At 39.1% G+C, this 14,061-nt stretch carries 12 protein-coding genes; 3 read left to right on the top strand and 9 right to left on the bottom strand.

Annotated elements, in window-relative coordinates:
- On the top strand, positions 1-2,635 hold a 2,635-nt coding region (locus tag L1D46_RS16985; protein WP_239977925.1), incomplete at its 5' end, for an EAL domain-containing protein.
- Between the two features lie 55 nt (positions 2,636-2,690).
- On the opposite strand, the gene L1D46_RS16980 is transcribed toward L1D46_RS16985, so the two are convergent.
- The 5 genes from L1D46_RS16980 to L1D46_RS16960 form a co-directional block, all read right to left on the bottom strand.
- Positions 2,691-3,101, bottom strand: coding sequence for an Rrf2 family transcriptional regulator (locus L1D46_RS16980; RefSeq protein ID WP_130052871.1), 411 nt, complete (start codon positions 3,099-3,101; stop codon positions 2,691-2,693).
- A 1-nt stretch (position 3,102) separates the two neighbouring features.
- Positions 3,103-4,023 carry an EamA family transporter gene (locus L1D46_RS16975; RefSeq protein ID WP_130052870.1) on the bottom strand — a complete coding sequence of 307 codons (921 nt, stop codon included), beginning with the start codon at positions 4,021-4,023 and terminating at the stop codon, positions 3,103-3,105.
- 98 nt (positions 4,024-4,121) lie between these two features.
- Entirely contained in the window at positions 4,122-4,829 is a 708-nt protein-coding gene (locus L1D46_RS16970) for an AraC family transcriptional regulator (protein WP_130052869.1), read from the bottom strand.
- Between the two features lie 62 nt (positions 4,830-4,891).
- A complete protein-coding gene (locus L1D46_RS16965) occupies positions 4,892-5,494 on the bottom strand; it encodes a LysE family transporter (RefSeq protein ID WP_130052868.1) in 603 nt (200 codons plus the stop codon).
- Between the two features lie 26 nt (positions 5,495-5,520).
- Positions 5,521-6,351: an AraC family transcriptional regulator gene (locus tag L1D46_RS16960; RefSeq protein WP_130052867.1), complete on the bottom strand. Its 831-nt coding sequence runs from the start codon at positions 6,349-6,351 to the stop codon at positions 5,521-5,523.
- Positions 6,352-6,625: 274 nt separating this feature from the next.
- Between L1D46_RS16960 and L1D46_RS16955 the strand changes: the two genes are divergently transcribed.
- Entirely contained in the window at positions 6,626-7,480 is an 855-nt protein-coding gene (locus L1D46_RS16955) for a DUF417 family protein (RefSeq protein ID WP_130052866.1), read from the top strand.
- Positions 7,481-7,787: 307 nt separating this feature from the next.
- Here the strand turns inward: L1D46_RS16955 and L1D46_RS16950 are convergent, their stop codons facing one another.
- From L1D46_RS16950 to L1D46_RS16935, 4 genes are all read right to left on the bottom strand, one after another.
- Positions 7,788-8,849, bottom strand: coding sequence for an acyl-CoA desaturase (locus tag L1D46_RS16950; RefSeq protein ID WP_130052865.1), 1,062 nt, complete (start codon positions 8,847-8,849; stop codon positions 7,788-7,790).
- The gene (locus L1D46_RS16945; RefSeq protein WP_130052864.1) at positions 8,846-9,883 is read right to left on the bottom strand and encodes an iron-sulfur cluster-binding domain-containing protein; all 1,038 of its coding nucleotides are present in this window, start codon (positions 9,881-9,883) and stop codon (positions 8,846-8,848) included. Before L1D46_RS16945 ends, L1D46_RS16950 begins: the two co-directional genes overlap by 4 nt.
- A gap of 399 nt (positions 9,884-10,282) precedes the next feature.
- The gene (locus L1D46_RS16940) at positions 10,283-10,495 is read right to left on the bottom strand and encodes a DUF2061 domain-containing protein (RefSeq protein ID WP_130052863.1); all 213 of its coding nucleotides are present in this window, start codon (positions 10,493-10,495) and stop codon (positions 10,283-10,285) included.
- A gap of 365 nt (positions 10,496-10,860) precedes the next feature.
- Positions 10,861-11,598: a DUF4198 domain-containing protein gene (locus L1D46_RS16935; protein WP_130052862.1), complete on the bottom strand. Its 738-nt coding sequence runs from the start codon at positions 11,596-11,598 to the stop codon at positions 10,861-10,863.
- Between the two features lie 208 nt (positions 11,599-11,806).
- Here L1D46_RS16935 and L1D46_RS16930 point away from each other — a divergent pair, with 208 nt between their 5' ends.
- Positions 11,807-13,906 (top strand): TonB-dependent receptor, encoded by a 2,100-nt coding sequence (locus L1D46_RS16930; RefSeq protein WP_130052861.1) that lies wholly within the window; start codon positions 11,807-11,809, stop codon positions 13,904-13,906.
- The last annotated feature ends 155 nt before the right edge of the window (positions 13,907-14,061 follow it).

Below are 14,061 nucleotides of genomic sequence, written 5' to 3'. Positions count from 1 at the left end.
GCGCTATATTGAACAGAGTAATATTATTATTTTTGGCTTTAGTATTATTGTAATAATGGATTACATGAATGCCATTTCATTCTCTGGTATGCCTGCATTTATTTCTGAAAGCTCGAGCCAAAAGTCAATCTTTTTTTCTATACTCGCTCGAACATTTGAGTTAATTACATTTGCTGCTATTGCTTTATCAATTTTGCTGCCAGGTAAAAAACTTCTTTGGTTATGCTCAGGTGGTATCGTATCTTTAGTGTTAATGTCTTGTGGAAATTTATACGAGTCATACCTTCCTTTATTCTTTATAGAAGGCAAGGGAGTAACAAATACAAAAGAAGTAATAGAGTATTTCCTACTCGTGGGGTATGTCATTGTTGCGATGCTGTTCTATGGAAAGTATTCAAATGAGGGAAAACGAAGATATTTTTATTTTACGTTATCCTCTATGTGTATGGCGTTATTTTCATTATTAGTGACTCATTATCAATCCCTATCTGACAGTTACCTTGTAATTGCACATTTGATCAAATTAGTTAGTGCGCTGCTTATCTACAAAAGTATTTTTATTGAAGGAGTTTCTTACCCATATTTTCTAGCTGGGCAGTCAGAAGCATATGCATCAAAGAAGAAACAAGAGTTGAATAACATACTAGATAATATGGGTATAGGAGTACTAAGACTTAGTATCGATTTTAAATTAAGTTACTTTAATAAGAATGCCCTAGATACATATTATTACTTAGATAAAACATCTAGAGATCAGCGTATTCAAGATATTTTTCCACAAGATATTGTAGATAAAGTAATGCCTTATTTGATAAAGGTATGTCAAGGTGAGCAAATTAGATTTTCATTGAATCACTTAGCCTTTGATGGCTCACAGCTATATAGAAATATTATTGCTATACCGGAAAAGAATTCAGCAGGTGAGGTGTTAAGCTTACTTTGTTTGATTGAAGATATTACTGAGGTAAAACTTGCTGAAAAAGAAAATGAGGAACTTAATAGAAGTCGAGCTGAATTAAAAAAAGCACTAGATCAACATGCAATAGTTGCTACCACCGATAGTCAAGGAGTTATTACATGCGTTAATGAAAAGTTTTGTAATATTTCACAATATTCAAAAGCTGAGCTTATTGGGAAAACTCATTCGTTAGTTAACTCAGGAACTCATCCGCCTAGTTTTTTTAAGGGGATGTGGAAAACAATTCGTAGTGGTCAAGTTTGGTCTGGGGAAGTATGCAATCGCGCTAAAGATGGCAGCTTATATTGGGTAAACTCTACAATAGTCCCTTTTATGGGCGATAATAATAAACCACAAAAATATATTGCTATTCGTGCCGATATTACTGATCGGAAACTTGCAGAGCAAAATGTACATAGGTTAGCTATGTATGATGAACTGACTAATTTACCTAATAGGCGTCACCTGAAAGATAAAGCAAAAAGCTTGAAGCTAAAAGCATCGGAACAATATTATGCTTTACTTTTAATAGACCTAGATAATTTTAAAATGGTCAATGATACATTAGGTCACGGTGTGGGTGATTTATTACTTAAAGAGGTATCTCGACGCTTGGAAGGAATTGTCTTTTCTCCGAACTTAGTCGCCAGATTAGGGGGGGATGAATTTGTCATTTTGTTAGATGAACCAAAATACGCAAGCGACAGTGATTTCCTTTTAATTGATACTTTTGCACAAAATGTACGTAGTGTTATTTCGCAAAGTTTCTTCTTAGATGGATTTGAAGTGAATACCACACCAAGTATAGGTGTGACAATTTTTAAAAATCACGATTTTGATTTATCTGAAGCCCTTAAAGAAGCCGATATTGCAATGTACCACTCTAAGGAAAAAGGTAAAAATACAGTTAGCTTTTATGATCCAAAATTACAAGCGTCGATTTTGGAACTGAACGAAATAACTCAAGGTTTACTTAATGCAATTCCAAGAAATGAATTAAAAGTTTTATATCAGCCAATTCATGACACTGAAGAATCTTTAGTTGGTTATGAAGCATTACTTCGTTGGGATAGCTCGTTACTTGGCAGTATTTCACCAGATATATTCATTCCTGTTGCTGAGGAGTCGAAACAAATCAATCGTATTGGCTTATGGGTACTCGAGCAAGTATGTAAAGATATGAGAGACGGTAAAATACAAGGTAATAGTAGTGTTGCAGTTAATGTGAGTTCATTACAATTTCAGGATCCACAGTTTGTGGAACAAGTATTTGAGGTTATAGGAAGATATTTGATATCACCTTCACGCTTAAAATTAGAATTAACTGAGGGAGTAATTTTAATGGGAACGGAACGACTAATTAAACGGATGAACAAACTTAGAGCGATAGGTATTAAGCTTTCCTTGGATGATTTTGGAACAGGCTACTCGTCATTAAGTTACTTGACTCGATTCCCAATTGATACGTTGAAAATTGATAAATCCTTCATTGATAAAATGCTGACTAGCATTGAAGATGCATCAGTTGTAAAAGCAATATTGACCTTAGCTGATGGGTTAGGCAAGAATGTTATTGCTGAAGGAGTAGAAACTGAAGAGCAATTTATTTATCTAAAAAACTCTGGTTGCCAGTATTTTCAAGGGTACTTGTTTGGTAAACCAATACTCTTGAATTAATTTCTATGAATTTGACCTACGAGTTTGTGAAATCGCCAAATACTCTAAAGCAGGATTATTGAAATTGACTGGCAAGCTCTGCAAGAGAAACTTCAGCAAATCGTTTTAATAATAGCGATTCTGCGTCATCCATCGCGTTTTGTATGGCGCTATTTACTGCATGTTCGATAGGGCAATTGCTGTGCTCATCGGTTAGACCTATAACAAATAGGTTCTTTTCGCCAAGCGCTTGGTGAATATCAAATAAGGTGATCTCAGTTAAGGGAGTTGCAAGTAGCCAGCCGCCATTGTGACCTTTAATAGCTGATACATAACCTGCTTGACGTAGTAATGCCATAGTACGGCGCACGACCACAGGATTGGTCATTAACATGTTTGCTAATGTCTCTGATGTGACAGGTTGGCTGTAACTGTCTAAATGGATCAGCACATGTAAAACCCGCGATAGTCGGCTGTCTTTTCTCATGTTAAATCGTCAAAATGCGTTTTTTGCAGTGTACCACGAACTGCTTAATATTGACCGTTTGAATTACCAAACTAATGCTCACTAAGCCAATCCCAAGCCAGCCAATTTGCTGAAATTGTTCATGTAAAATCACAATAGCAAGTATGGTGGCGATGATAGGCTCAAGCAAAGTAATGAGTACGGCTTGGCTGGCAGCGATGGTTTTTAAGCCAATACTAAATAGCCAATAACCTAAAAACATCGGCACAATGGCCATGTATAGTGCCACGCTGGTATTGGTAATTGTGGCAAACAGCGTATCCCCTGTAATTAATAATGATGGCAGGAGTACACAGGCTGCGCCACCAAATAGGCTAGCCATGGTCGCTCTTGAATGAACGCCGTTGCTAATTAAACGTTTGGCAACCCATGAATAACCGGCATAGGTAAGCCCTGCAATTAAGCCAAGTAAAATGCCGATGTTTTGGCTAAACAACCCCTCTGCAGCAGAGTTTGACTCTTTACCTAACGCGATTAAGCCTATGCCTATAGCGCCAAAGCAAAAGCTGACTAGCCAGCGAGTTGCAACGGGCTTTTTCTCAATTAAGTATTCCAATAAGACGGTAAATAAAGGTGCGCTGGCAATCGAGACAACGGTGCCTATTGCCACACCGGCACTATTCATTGAGGTATAAAATGCCAGCGGATAAATAGCCACACAAGCTGAACCTAATAGGATTAGGCGGTAATGTTGACTCAGTTTATTAGCATCATCTATCAGTTGTTTTATTGCGGTTAGGCAAAGTAGTACGCCGCCAAAACCCATTGCAAAAGCACCAATTGCAAAAGGGCTAATGTCTGGCGCAAAACTTGCGGCAGTGCCTGTTGTGCCCCAAAACACACTGGCAACTAACACGGCAATTGTAGCGATAGCGTGGTTCATCGATGATTCGCTTTGAATTTAAGGTATAAAAAGCATAATAAATATCGGCGCAAAAATTTTGACAAAAAGGACGGTTTTGTTAGCGTTAAAAACCAAAGTTACTTTTTGAATTTGCTTGGTGATATACCAAAGTACTTTGAAAAACTGCGGCTAAAAGATGAAAGCTCATTGTAACCAACTAACTCACCAATACGCTGTAACGGGTAGTCGGTATGGCTTAGCAAGGCTTGGGCTTTTTCCATTCGCTGTTTAGTTACATAGTTCATGGCAGTCAATCCTGTTTGTTGCTTAAACAGCAGCTTAAATTGTGTTGGGCTTAAACAGGCAATGCAGGCAAGGTGTTTGATGTGAAGAGGAGTGCTTAAGTGACTGTCAATATAAAGCAGTGCATCGCTAATTCGGCTGTCGAGCTTTGGTAGCATAACTTGCTCAGCTAACAGTAAATTAAAGGTATTAAACATGGCATGTTCTAATTCATTATTAACGGCTTGCTCTAACTGTTTTGACACAAATTGTAAAAATGCCCAAAGTGATTGATTAATGGCAAATACGCAGCGCTCAGCGGTGGCAAGGTTATCCGGTAGCTTTGGCATATCGGCCACAACAAATCGAGCCTCTGGCATGGCGGTAAAAAGATGCACTTGCGTGGCTTTGACAACCACGCATTCACCCGGGGCGACTTTACCTTGAAAATCACCCACACTAATAGCTATCACTCCTTTTAAGGGCAGTACAAGTTGATGATAGTCATGGCTATGACTAACAGGCTTAGTACTGTATGAACGGATTGATAGGTTGCCTTGCATCGTTTTGTAATAACCATTTGGAGAATAACGCTATTATGCCTGTTTGCTAAGGATGATCAATTTTATGCCAATAAAGGTGTAAGTACATGCTCGTAGGCAATCATTAGTGCGACATAAACTAACAAAACAGCCATTAGTTTATTAAACACATTAAAAACACCCGGCCGTGATACTTGTTTGCCAAGCACTAAGCCCGCTAGCGAGTAACTTGTAGGAGCACCAAAGGCAAGGATGGCTAAAATAAAAGACCAAAATACGATTGCAGCTCCGGTAATATCCGCGCTTGGGAACTGAATCGTAGCAATAGGTAAAGTGGCTACCAGCGCTTTTGGATTTAAAAGCTGCATAAACAGGCCATCGAAAAAGCTAAGTGAGGCATCCGCTGAGCTATCACTCACCTGTACTTTTGCTTTTGCGACCTTCCAAGCAATATACAAAATATAGCCGCAACCAATTAAGCTCACATAAGGCAAAAACTGCGGGTTGATCACTTGTAAGCCAAGGTAGCCAAGCAGCACAAATAAGATAAACATCGCGCTACCCACGCCGATAAAAAACCCAAGGTGTGAACGTGTTTGTTTATTTAAGCCACTGCTTAAACCGAGTAAATTGATTGGCCCAGGGGTGTACATAATGCCAATAGCATATGCAAAAATATCTGCCATAACAGCTCCAAATCAGTAATTTAGCTCTATCTACGAGCCCATTGCAGTTGAAATTGTTTTGGTGTCATACCGAATACTCGTTTGAAGTTACGGTTGAGGTGGCTGGCATCTGCAAAGCCAGATTCAACCGCTACGCTGGTGGCATCGCGGCCAACCTGTAACGCTCTACGGGCATAATTAATACGACAGTTCAAAACATATTGATGTGGAGTAATACCGAAGTGCTCGCGAAAGCGGCGGATAAAATGAAACTTCGACATAGTGGCAGCATGGGCAATGTCATCAATAGCAATGTCATTGTCGATATTTGCCAAAATATAGTCTTTTGCTCTCAGCAGTAAGCTATCAACACGGGTGCTTAAAGTCGGTAAATCAAGGCTGCCGTTGAGCCTGACTAAAGACTGCGCCATTTGCAATAGTGCAGCTTCTCGCTCTATTTTGTTCGTGCTATTGGTTTGTAAAAGCCTAGATAAGTTAATCACTTGATTACGCAGTAATGGATCTGCATACAAGGTGTTTGCCATACGTAATGTACAATCTTGCTTATACCCTAGCGCTTTGAATAAAGGCTGAAATTCATCAGGATGAATGTACAGCATTAGATACTCTAGGTTTTGCTCCGTGCCAGAGTGACCATCGTGAATATCTTCAGGGTTAAACAAAATAACATTGCCAGGTACGCTTTTATAAAACGCATTACGACAAAAAAAATCTTGCCGCCCCTGTAGAGTTATGCCAATTGAATACTCTTCGTGAGCATGCTTTGCATATGTAAAATCACTCATAGTCGCAGTCAACATCGAGATGCTCTGATGCTGTTCGTTGTTGATGTACTTAAAGTGATTGTCTTTGCTCACAGATGCTCCTGAAGGTTGTGCGCTTCGTTATTATTCCTACGCCAATATAGCGAAGCAAGCAACCTTAAAACTTGAACAAAATTGCTGATATTGAATTAAAGAGATTTATTTTTGCCTAATTAACAGCAAATAACGGCAAATAGCAGTGATACTTATATCGATTTTTCAATTGCTTATACAAATCTCTTCTCAGACTTTTCTTATATTTTATTTTAGTGTGAATGTTTTTATCCCTAACTATGGTCTTTTAAACAATCAGTAGAAAGGGGGTTGTATGAATTTACGTACATCAAATAATTTAGTGATTGCACTTATCACCATCAGTTTTTCGCTATTGGGTTTGTCATTTATCTTGGGAGCAAACCCCAATGCCATTGGCAGTATCTTTTCGTTTTATAAATTAGACTCTCAGGTGCCAGCTCACATCATGAGTATGATCGCAGGCTTTGCATTTTGCTTTGTTGGCATTACCAGCCTTCATTCTCATTTAGGGTTTATTAATAGGGCACTTCCGACCATCACTGCATTTGCTATATCACTGATCTGTTTGATTACGTTGTTTGGCGCTAATCGTTGGCTTGCAAGTGAAGGGGGCTTTCCTGTGATTGGTTCAGGGCAGGGGATCATTAAGTATTTTGCTGTAATTCCGCTATTTTTATTTGTGTTTTACAAAGATGCTTTAAGTGATAAAGCGCATATTACCTTGAATTATGCTTCAGTGGCTTTAGTGCTGGTTTGGATAGGCGCAATGAAGTTTTTTGCTTTTGAGGCAAAGGGGATTGTAACGCTTGTTGAAACATCACCATTCATGTCGTGGTTGTATCAGGTTTTTAGTGTGCAGGGCGCATCGAATGCGATTGGCGTGTTTGACATTGTTAGTGTGCTGTTGCTTTGTGTTGGCTTATTACTCAAAAATAACAAGTTAATAGTGTTGGCAGGGCTTTCCTGTTGCGCTGTTTTTATTATGACGCAAACATTTTTAGTTACCGCGCCGAATGCGCTTAGCAGTACGACGGTTTTAGCTGGACTTGGTCAATTTGTGATTAAAGATCTGTGGTTTATTGCGAACTTAGTGATTATTTACCACCTAGCGGTGATCAATAATACAACTAATGAAATAGCACAATAATTTAGATAGGCCTCACTTTAACCATAGTTTAGGATTAATTACCAAGATCCCACTGTGGAGCAATTTCACGAGTTGTTTGTCTGCCACCCCATAAGATGCATCTATTAATTTTGCGATTGCAGAAAACTACTTAGAGAAGCCTGATTAGGTCCAAGCGCTAAACTTTGCAAATACAGCTTTAACTTTCGCGGAACAAGCAGCAGATGATGAATTACAGTTAGAAATTAATGAACCTATTTTTAAAGTTAATTCCTTACCATGATATTAAAAATAAAAACGCCAGTGCAATGCACTGGCGTTTTTGAAATTACGGAAAAGAGTAGCGCACAATCCGTTTTACAACAGAAAAGTACTGGCGAAAGAAGCCGCCTGTATTGTAATTGATGCCGTGCTCTTTAAAGATAGCTTGCACCTTAGGAGCAATCTCACGATAACGTTTTGCAGGTAAATCAGGGAACAAGTGATGCTCTATTTGATAGCTCAAGTGCCCAGTCATTACATGAAACAGGTTACCCCCTTTGATATTTGATGAGCCTAACGCTTGGCGGTAATACCACTGGCCTTGCGATTCATTTTCGCAGTCTTGCTGTTTAAATGTTTCAACTTCACCGGTAAAGTGCCCGCAAAAGATAATCGTAGAGGTCCAGAGGTTACGTAATAAATTAGCGGCTAGGTTACCCGTTAAAACCCACAAAAATAAAGGGCCGGCAATCAGAGGGAAAAGCAGGTAGTCTTTCACTAACTGGCGTGCTCCTTTACTAAAAAAGCGTTTTTTGAGTTCGCTATGCGATACCGTGTAATCACGGCTATCTTTTTTCTTACCGAAAAATACCCGCTCGGCAGCCATTTCATGGTACGACACACCCCATTGGAACAGCACGCTTAGCAATAGGTAAGTGATAAATTGCCACAGGTTTTTTACCCGCCAACGAAAGTCATTAGATAAACGCAGTAATCCATAGCCGAAGTCACGATCTTTACCAATAATATTTGTATAGGTGTGGTGCTCGTAGTTGTGAACGCGGTTCCAACTTGAACCATCGCACGCTATATCCCACTCGTAAGACTTTGAATTTATGTGTTTATCATTCATCCAGTCATATTGGCCGTGCATCACATTATGGCCAATTTCCATGTTATCGAGAATTTTTGCAGTGGCTAAACTAAGCACACCGACTATCCATAAAGCAGGCTGAATAAAGCCTAGCATTAAGAGAATACGGCCACTCCATTCAAACACACGCTGGCAAACAATAACGCGGCGAATGTATTTCGCATCTTGCTCACCCAGTTTCGATTTTATATCTGCTTTAACGCTATCGAGTTGGGTTGCTAGTTTTTCAAAATTGACTGTTTTTGTCGTGTTCATGCCGATAACTCCACGTCACTGACTGGTTGCGATATGCAAAGTTGAATTAATTGCTCTGAGCTATCAGAGAGCTCGCCGGTGCGAATATCACGCACGATGCCTTGCTTTTTAACGCATTGGCATTGATGGCAAATTCCCATGCCACAGCCAACTGTCACTGGTTGCTTATTCGCTTGTAAGTGAGTAAGTAAGGTTTGTTGGTTATCAATAGTGAATGTTTTGCCCTGATGAGTGAGTGTTAGTTCGAGCTTATCAGAGGTTGCTAAAACAGCAGGGACTGCACTGAAATGCTCACTGTCGATAGGCGTATTTAACTGCTTTGCTAAAGTTGCTGCTTGCTTATATAAAGCAGCTGGGCCGCAGACTAACCAGTGTTTATGCGCGTTTGTTGTCAGCCATGTCGTCGCATCGCCGTCTTTGCTGCGCTCAAGTAAGTGATAATCAAAATTGCTCAGTGATTGCTTTAGTTGCTCAAGCTCATCTTTAAGCCAGTGGCTGTTCGGCTTTGCATAGTAAAGCAGGGTTATAGTTTGTTTGCTATCTGCAGGTAAAGATTTAAGCATGGCTATAAATGGCGTAATGCCAGAGCCACCGGCAAGCATAATTATAGAGCGCGCGGTATTTGGCATAACAAACTGGCCTTTAGGCTCAGAGATATTAAGCCATTGTCCAGGCTTCAAATTTGCTAGCTTTGACGTAAATGCGCCAATCTCTTGGCTGCGGATCAATAAACGAATTTGTCGCTCTTGCTTTGCCAATTTTGGTTCGCTTGCGATGGTAAACACGCGAGTCAGTAGTCGCCCGTTCGTTTGTATTGTTAACGCAATATGCTGGCCTGCTTGATGATTTGGCCATGCTTTTTCTGGCTCAATAATCAGCTCGATGCTTTGTTCAGCAAACACGTGTACATGTTTTAGTTGTGCGCGAAAATACCCATCGCGCCAGCCAGGTTTAAAGCACTGGAGCACAGGTTCCCAGTATCCTGACCAAGATTGATGATGCAATAAATGTTTTGATAATGAATTTAATAACATTCTTTTTTTGCCTTTAGCTTACAAGTGTACGCTCACTAGGCGTACAAGTGTAAGCTGAAAAAAGATAATTTCAAGTCTAATTTGAGTGTTAGCTCTAAATTGGCGGGGAAATCCAACTTTTGAGAATTTAAACTTAATAAAAAGAGCTGAGAAAATTGCTAGTTTTTCATTTTAATTCATTGCTATATGCTTGATAGAGCTAACCCGAGTTGGCATGCATCTAGAAAAGAAGCCTTGAGTTCTTTTACAAAGAAGTATTTTCGGCTATTAATTGAGAACGACTTTAACCGTTTTAGTTTGTAGCTCTGCCACCGACATTGGGGCAAAGCTTAATTTACAGATTGAGGTGTAAGATGAGGGGATTCATTGTATTTGGAGCCAATCCAACCTAGTTAATAGCTAGGCAAACATTATCTCATCTGGGTTTCGTTTGAAGCTATCCTTACCTTCTAGATTACGCCAAACCTTTTCGTGAAAGTAAAACGCAACCGTATTGACTGCAGGCTCAACAATGGCGACCAGGCCACCAATTAAAAAACTACCTGTTAAAAAGTAGGTCACTGTAAAAGCGATTGTGAAGTGCATCATTGCAAAAGTAACTGTCTTAACCATTTTGAATACCCCAACTCTCATAATTTGATGAGTTTAGTATTGCTCATCATTTTTAATCTTTAAAATGGAATAATAAGATTGTAGTGATTTATTAAATGGAATGGTTGTGCCCAGTGTTGCTTGTTAATTTTCAAGTCAATATGCGCACATTGATGAAGAAGTTTTGAGCTTTTCGTCAATTTACTTTTCTATTGCGATAGTTCTAATGCATTGTTTGTAAATATATTTATGGATTTTTGATGGCTGTGAGTGAGTTGTGTGCTACTTGTTTTTTGAAGGGGGCGTTCAACGTTCTAGAGGGCCCAGACTTTTTGAAAGTCTAGACCCACAGCGGTTTGCTTGAGTGCAACTAGCTAATTTAAAAACTACTCTGCTGCATGGGGTAAAATAAATGAAAGTGTTGCTAAGTGCTCGGTCTTATCAAATACAGCGAGATTTGTACTTTTTTCATCATATATAGCGGCGACTACGTTTAAGCCTTGATTGCGTAGTGGCAATGTCACGATGCCTTCATCATTGCTTATTAGGGGCTTTTGATCTGGGTCATTCACAATATCATTAATCACTTTAGCGCCTTGAACTGCCTTACCATTAAATAGTATGCGATAACTAACTAATGCACCTTTCTGATCTGAAAAGCTGTTTCCTATTGGGATAATTTGTAACTGTTGTTCTTTAAGTTGAGGAATTTTAGTAAGAGGCCCACGCAAATGTACAGCATGTTTTTTTGTATGTTCGCTTAAAACTGCATCAGGGATTTGGTCGCGGCCACTTGCAAACCATTTACCATCTTTAGTTTTGCTCCATAAACCGTTATCGAGCATTCCTGTAACAGCATAAACCGTGTTATCGCTCAGTATCATCATATGCCCTGACTCAACAAGTTTTACACTTTGTTCTTGCCAATTTTTGTTATAACCAGTAACTCTTTTAACTTTGTCTTGGCGCTTAACAGTGTCTAAATCTTGTGCACCTTCACCATATATCAGTGCTAATTGTGATGAGCGCTCAGCAAACCATATTGCATGTGCTTGTGTTTTTGCGCTGTAAATGCTGGAAATTGATATGGCTAATGTAATGCAGGCTAAAGTAACTTTGTTCATTCTTCTCTCTAAGTGTTTATTAATTAAGCGTTAATTTGAGTTTTTTAATTTCTGTTGTTTGCGAGGGTAGTTCTCAGTGGTTTAATTGTTTATCATACTGCAAATGATAAGTATTGTTAATTGCATGTTCAAATGATGGATAATGTAAATCTTTACCTAATAACTACAAGCTTTATTGAATAACTACAATTCATACCTGAGAGATAGAATGAACAGATATCAAAAATCAGCCCTTTCAATCATGATTAGCGCAATTTTTACATCTTCCGTATATGCCACTACAGAGCCATCAGAGATAGAAAAAATATCAGTGTCGGGTGTAAGGCAAGCTTTTCGTGGGGATGTTCCTTTAAATGAGCAACCACAATCTGTCGAGTTTATTTCATCAGACACACTCAATGAGGCTGGTGTAACCACCTTAAGTGACATTTTCGATTTAACCCCAAGTATTTCAGAACAAAATGACTTTGGTGGTTTATGGGAAAGCTTTGCAATACGAGGTTTAGTGGGTGATGAGAATATTCCATCAGGCTTTTTAATTAACGGTTTTTCATCTGGGCGAAGCTTTAGCGGTGTTCGTGATACGAGTAATATTGATTATGTAGAAATCATGAAAGGAACAGGCTCTGCACTCTATGGACGCTCTGAGCCTGGCGGTACGATAAATATCATTACAAAAAAACCGCAGTTTGCACAACAAGGCTATGTAAAAGTCACTGCCGGTAGCTGGCAAAGTTATCGCACTGAAGGCGACTACACGAACGCAATTACGGACCAAGTGGCCTTTAGAATTAATGGTGCTGTGGAAGATAGTGAAGGTTTTAGAGATTATCATGAATCAGAAAAAACTGTATTAACGCCTTCAATTTTATGGCTAATTTCAGATAAAACGAAGTTGAATTATGAGCTAGAGTACGTTGATCAAAGTTTAACTTTCGATCGAGGTATTGTTGCTGTAGATGGTAAAATTGATGCGCTACCCATTGAAACTTTTTTAGGTGAGCCAAGTGATAAACCTACAGAAGTTAAGGCTATTTCTCATCAGCTTACCCTTGAGCATCAATTAGGAGAATGGTCGCTTCTAACAGGTATTAGTTATAGCGATTCAGAGTTTTTAAGCGAATCAAGTGATGCTGAGCTTGCTCCAAGCCGACAAGTATATTTCATTGATGGCGTGACACTGAGCAGACAACATAACCAGCGTGACTTTCAAACTAACTATATATCTGCACGCTCAGAGCTTAGCGGTAGTATAAAAGCTGCAGGTTTCACTCATCACCTTTTAATTGGTGCTGATGCCAGTAAGTTTGATTTTGATAAGGTTTGGTACAGATATCGCCCGACTATTGATGACACGAGTTACGCTATAAATATGTATGAGCCTGAGTACGGTAAAACGGCGCCTGAAGGTTCTCTGTTATTCGACACCACAGAAGTACAGAATAGCTATGGTATTTATATTCAAGACCAAGTCGACATCACTGAAAAATGGAAAATGCAAATTGGTGGTCGTTACGATTGGTTTGATCAAAGAATTGATAACCATAAAAACTTAACGCGTTCAGAGGCTGACAAAAGCACCTTCAGCCCTCGAGCAGGTTTAGTATATGCTCACTCTGAAGATCTACAATTTTATAGCAGTTATTCTGAAGGTTTTAGACCTAATAGTGGTTTCGATGCTGATGGAGAAGCATTTGAGCCTGAGGAAACAACCTCTATTGAAGTTGGAGTTAAATTTAATACAGACATTGTCAGTGGTAGCTTTACAGTATTTAATGCGCAAAAGAGCAACATGTTAAGCACTGACGTACAAGCAGGTGTATCTAGGGCTCTAGGCGAGGTTACGAGTGAAGGTGTTGAGCTAGACTTACACGGTAATATTACTAGCCAAACTTCGTTTGATCTTGCATATACTTACACTGATGCTAAAACAGCAAAAGATACTGTTAATACCGATTGGTGGGTTAGTTTGCCAAAAGGCACCCCTTTATTAAACATTCCAAAACATAGTGCCAATGTGCGTATTAAGAGAGAGTTAAGTGATTTAATCGATTCGAACTCAACAGTTGGTGTGTCGGTTCAATATGTTGGGGAGCGGCTAGGTGAAGCGATTGACCCTAGCTATTATTTGCCTTCATATACTTTGGTAAATCTGTTTGCAAACTACCATGTTAATGATGATTTGAGCTTACAGTTTGTTGTAAATAACGTATTGGATAAAACCTATTACGCTAATTCATACTCTGCAATTTGGACCCAACCAGGTGAGCCGTTAAATTATAAGGTTAGCTTACAATATAATTTTTAACGTAGGTTTAATTGCAACTTGCTTAGACTCCAAAGTCATTGCCTGCATTCTTGAGCGAAAGTTTTGCAGAACATTCTTTGACTTAAATAAAAAAACGAACCGTTGGGTTCGTTTTTTCTTATCATCGAATACATAGTGCTTCTTATAGTTATAGA

It is taken from the genome of Pseudoalteromonas sp. Isolate3 (genome assembly GCF_022398505.1).
Lineage (GTDB): Bacteria > Pseudomonadota > Gammaproteobacteria > Enterobacterales > Alteromonadaceae > Pseudoalteromonas > Pseudoalteromonas apostichopi.
Note: the sequence above shows the minus strand (reverse complement) of the source record. Positions and strands in the feature narration are given on the sequence as shown.

Coding starts and splice junctions, on each gene's coding strand:
- L1D46_RS16980 (WP_130052871.1), bottom strand. CDS start 3,101: ATGAGAAAAGACAGCCGACTATCGCGGGTTTTACATGTGCTGATCCAT.
- L1D46_RS16975 (WP_130052870.1), bottom strand. CDS start 4,023: ATGAACCACGCTATCGCTACAATTGCCGTGTTAGTTGCCAGTGTGTTT.
- L1D46_RS16970 (WP_130052869.1), bottom strand. CDS start 4,829: ATGCAAGGCAACCTATCAATCCGTTCATACAGTACTAAGCCTGTTAGT.
- L1D46_RS16965 (WP_130052868.1), bottom strand. CDS start 5,494: ATGGCAGATATTTTTGCATATGCTATTGGCATTATGTACACCCCTGGG.
- L1D46_RS16955 (WP_130052866.1), top strand. CDS start 6,626: ATGAATTTACGTACATCAAATAATTTAGTGATTGCACTTATCACCATC.
- L1D46_RS16950 (WP_130052865.1), bottom strand. CDS start 8,849: ATGAACACGACAAAAACAGTCAATTTTGAAAAACTAGCAACCCAACTC.
- L1D46_RS16945 (WP_130052864.1), bottom strand. CDS start 9,883: ATGTTATTAAATTCATTATCAAAACATTTATTGCATCATCAATCTTGG.
- L1D46_RS16940 (WP_130052863.1), bottom strand. CDS start 10,495: ATGGTTAAGACAGTTACTTTTGCAATGATGCACTTCACAATCGCTTTT.
- L1D46_RS16935 (WP_130052862.1), bottom strand. CDS start 11,598: ATGAACAAAGTTACTTTAGCCTGCATTACATTAGCCATATCAATTTCC.
- L1D46_RS16930 (WP_130052861.1), top strand. CDS start 11,807: ATGAACAGATATCAAAAATCAGCCCTTTCAATCATGATTAGCGCAATT.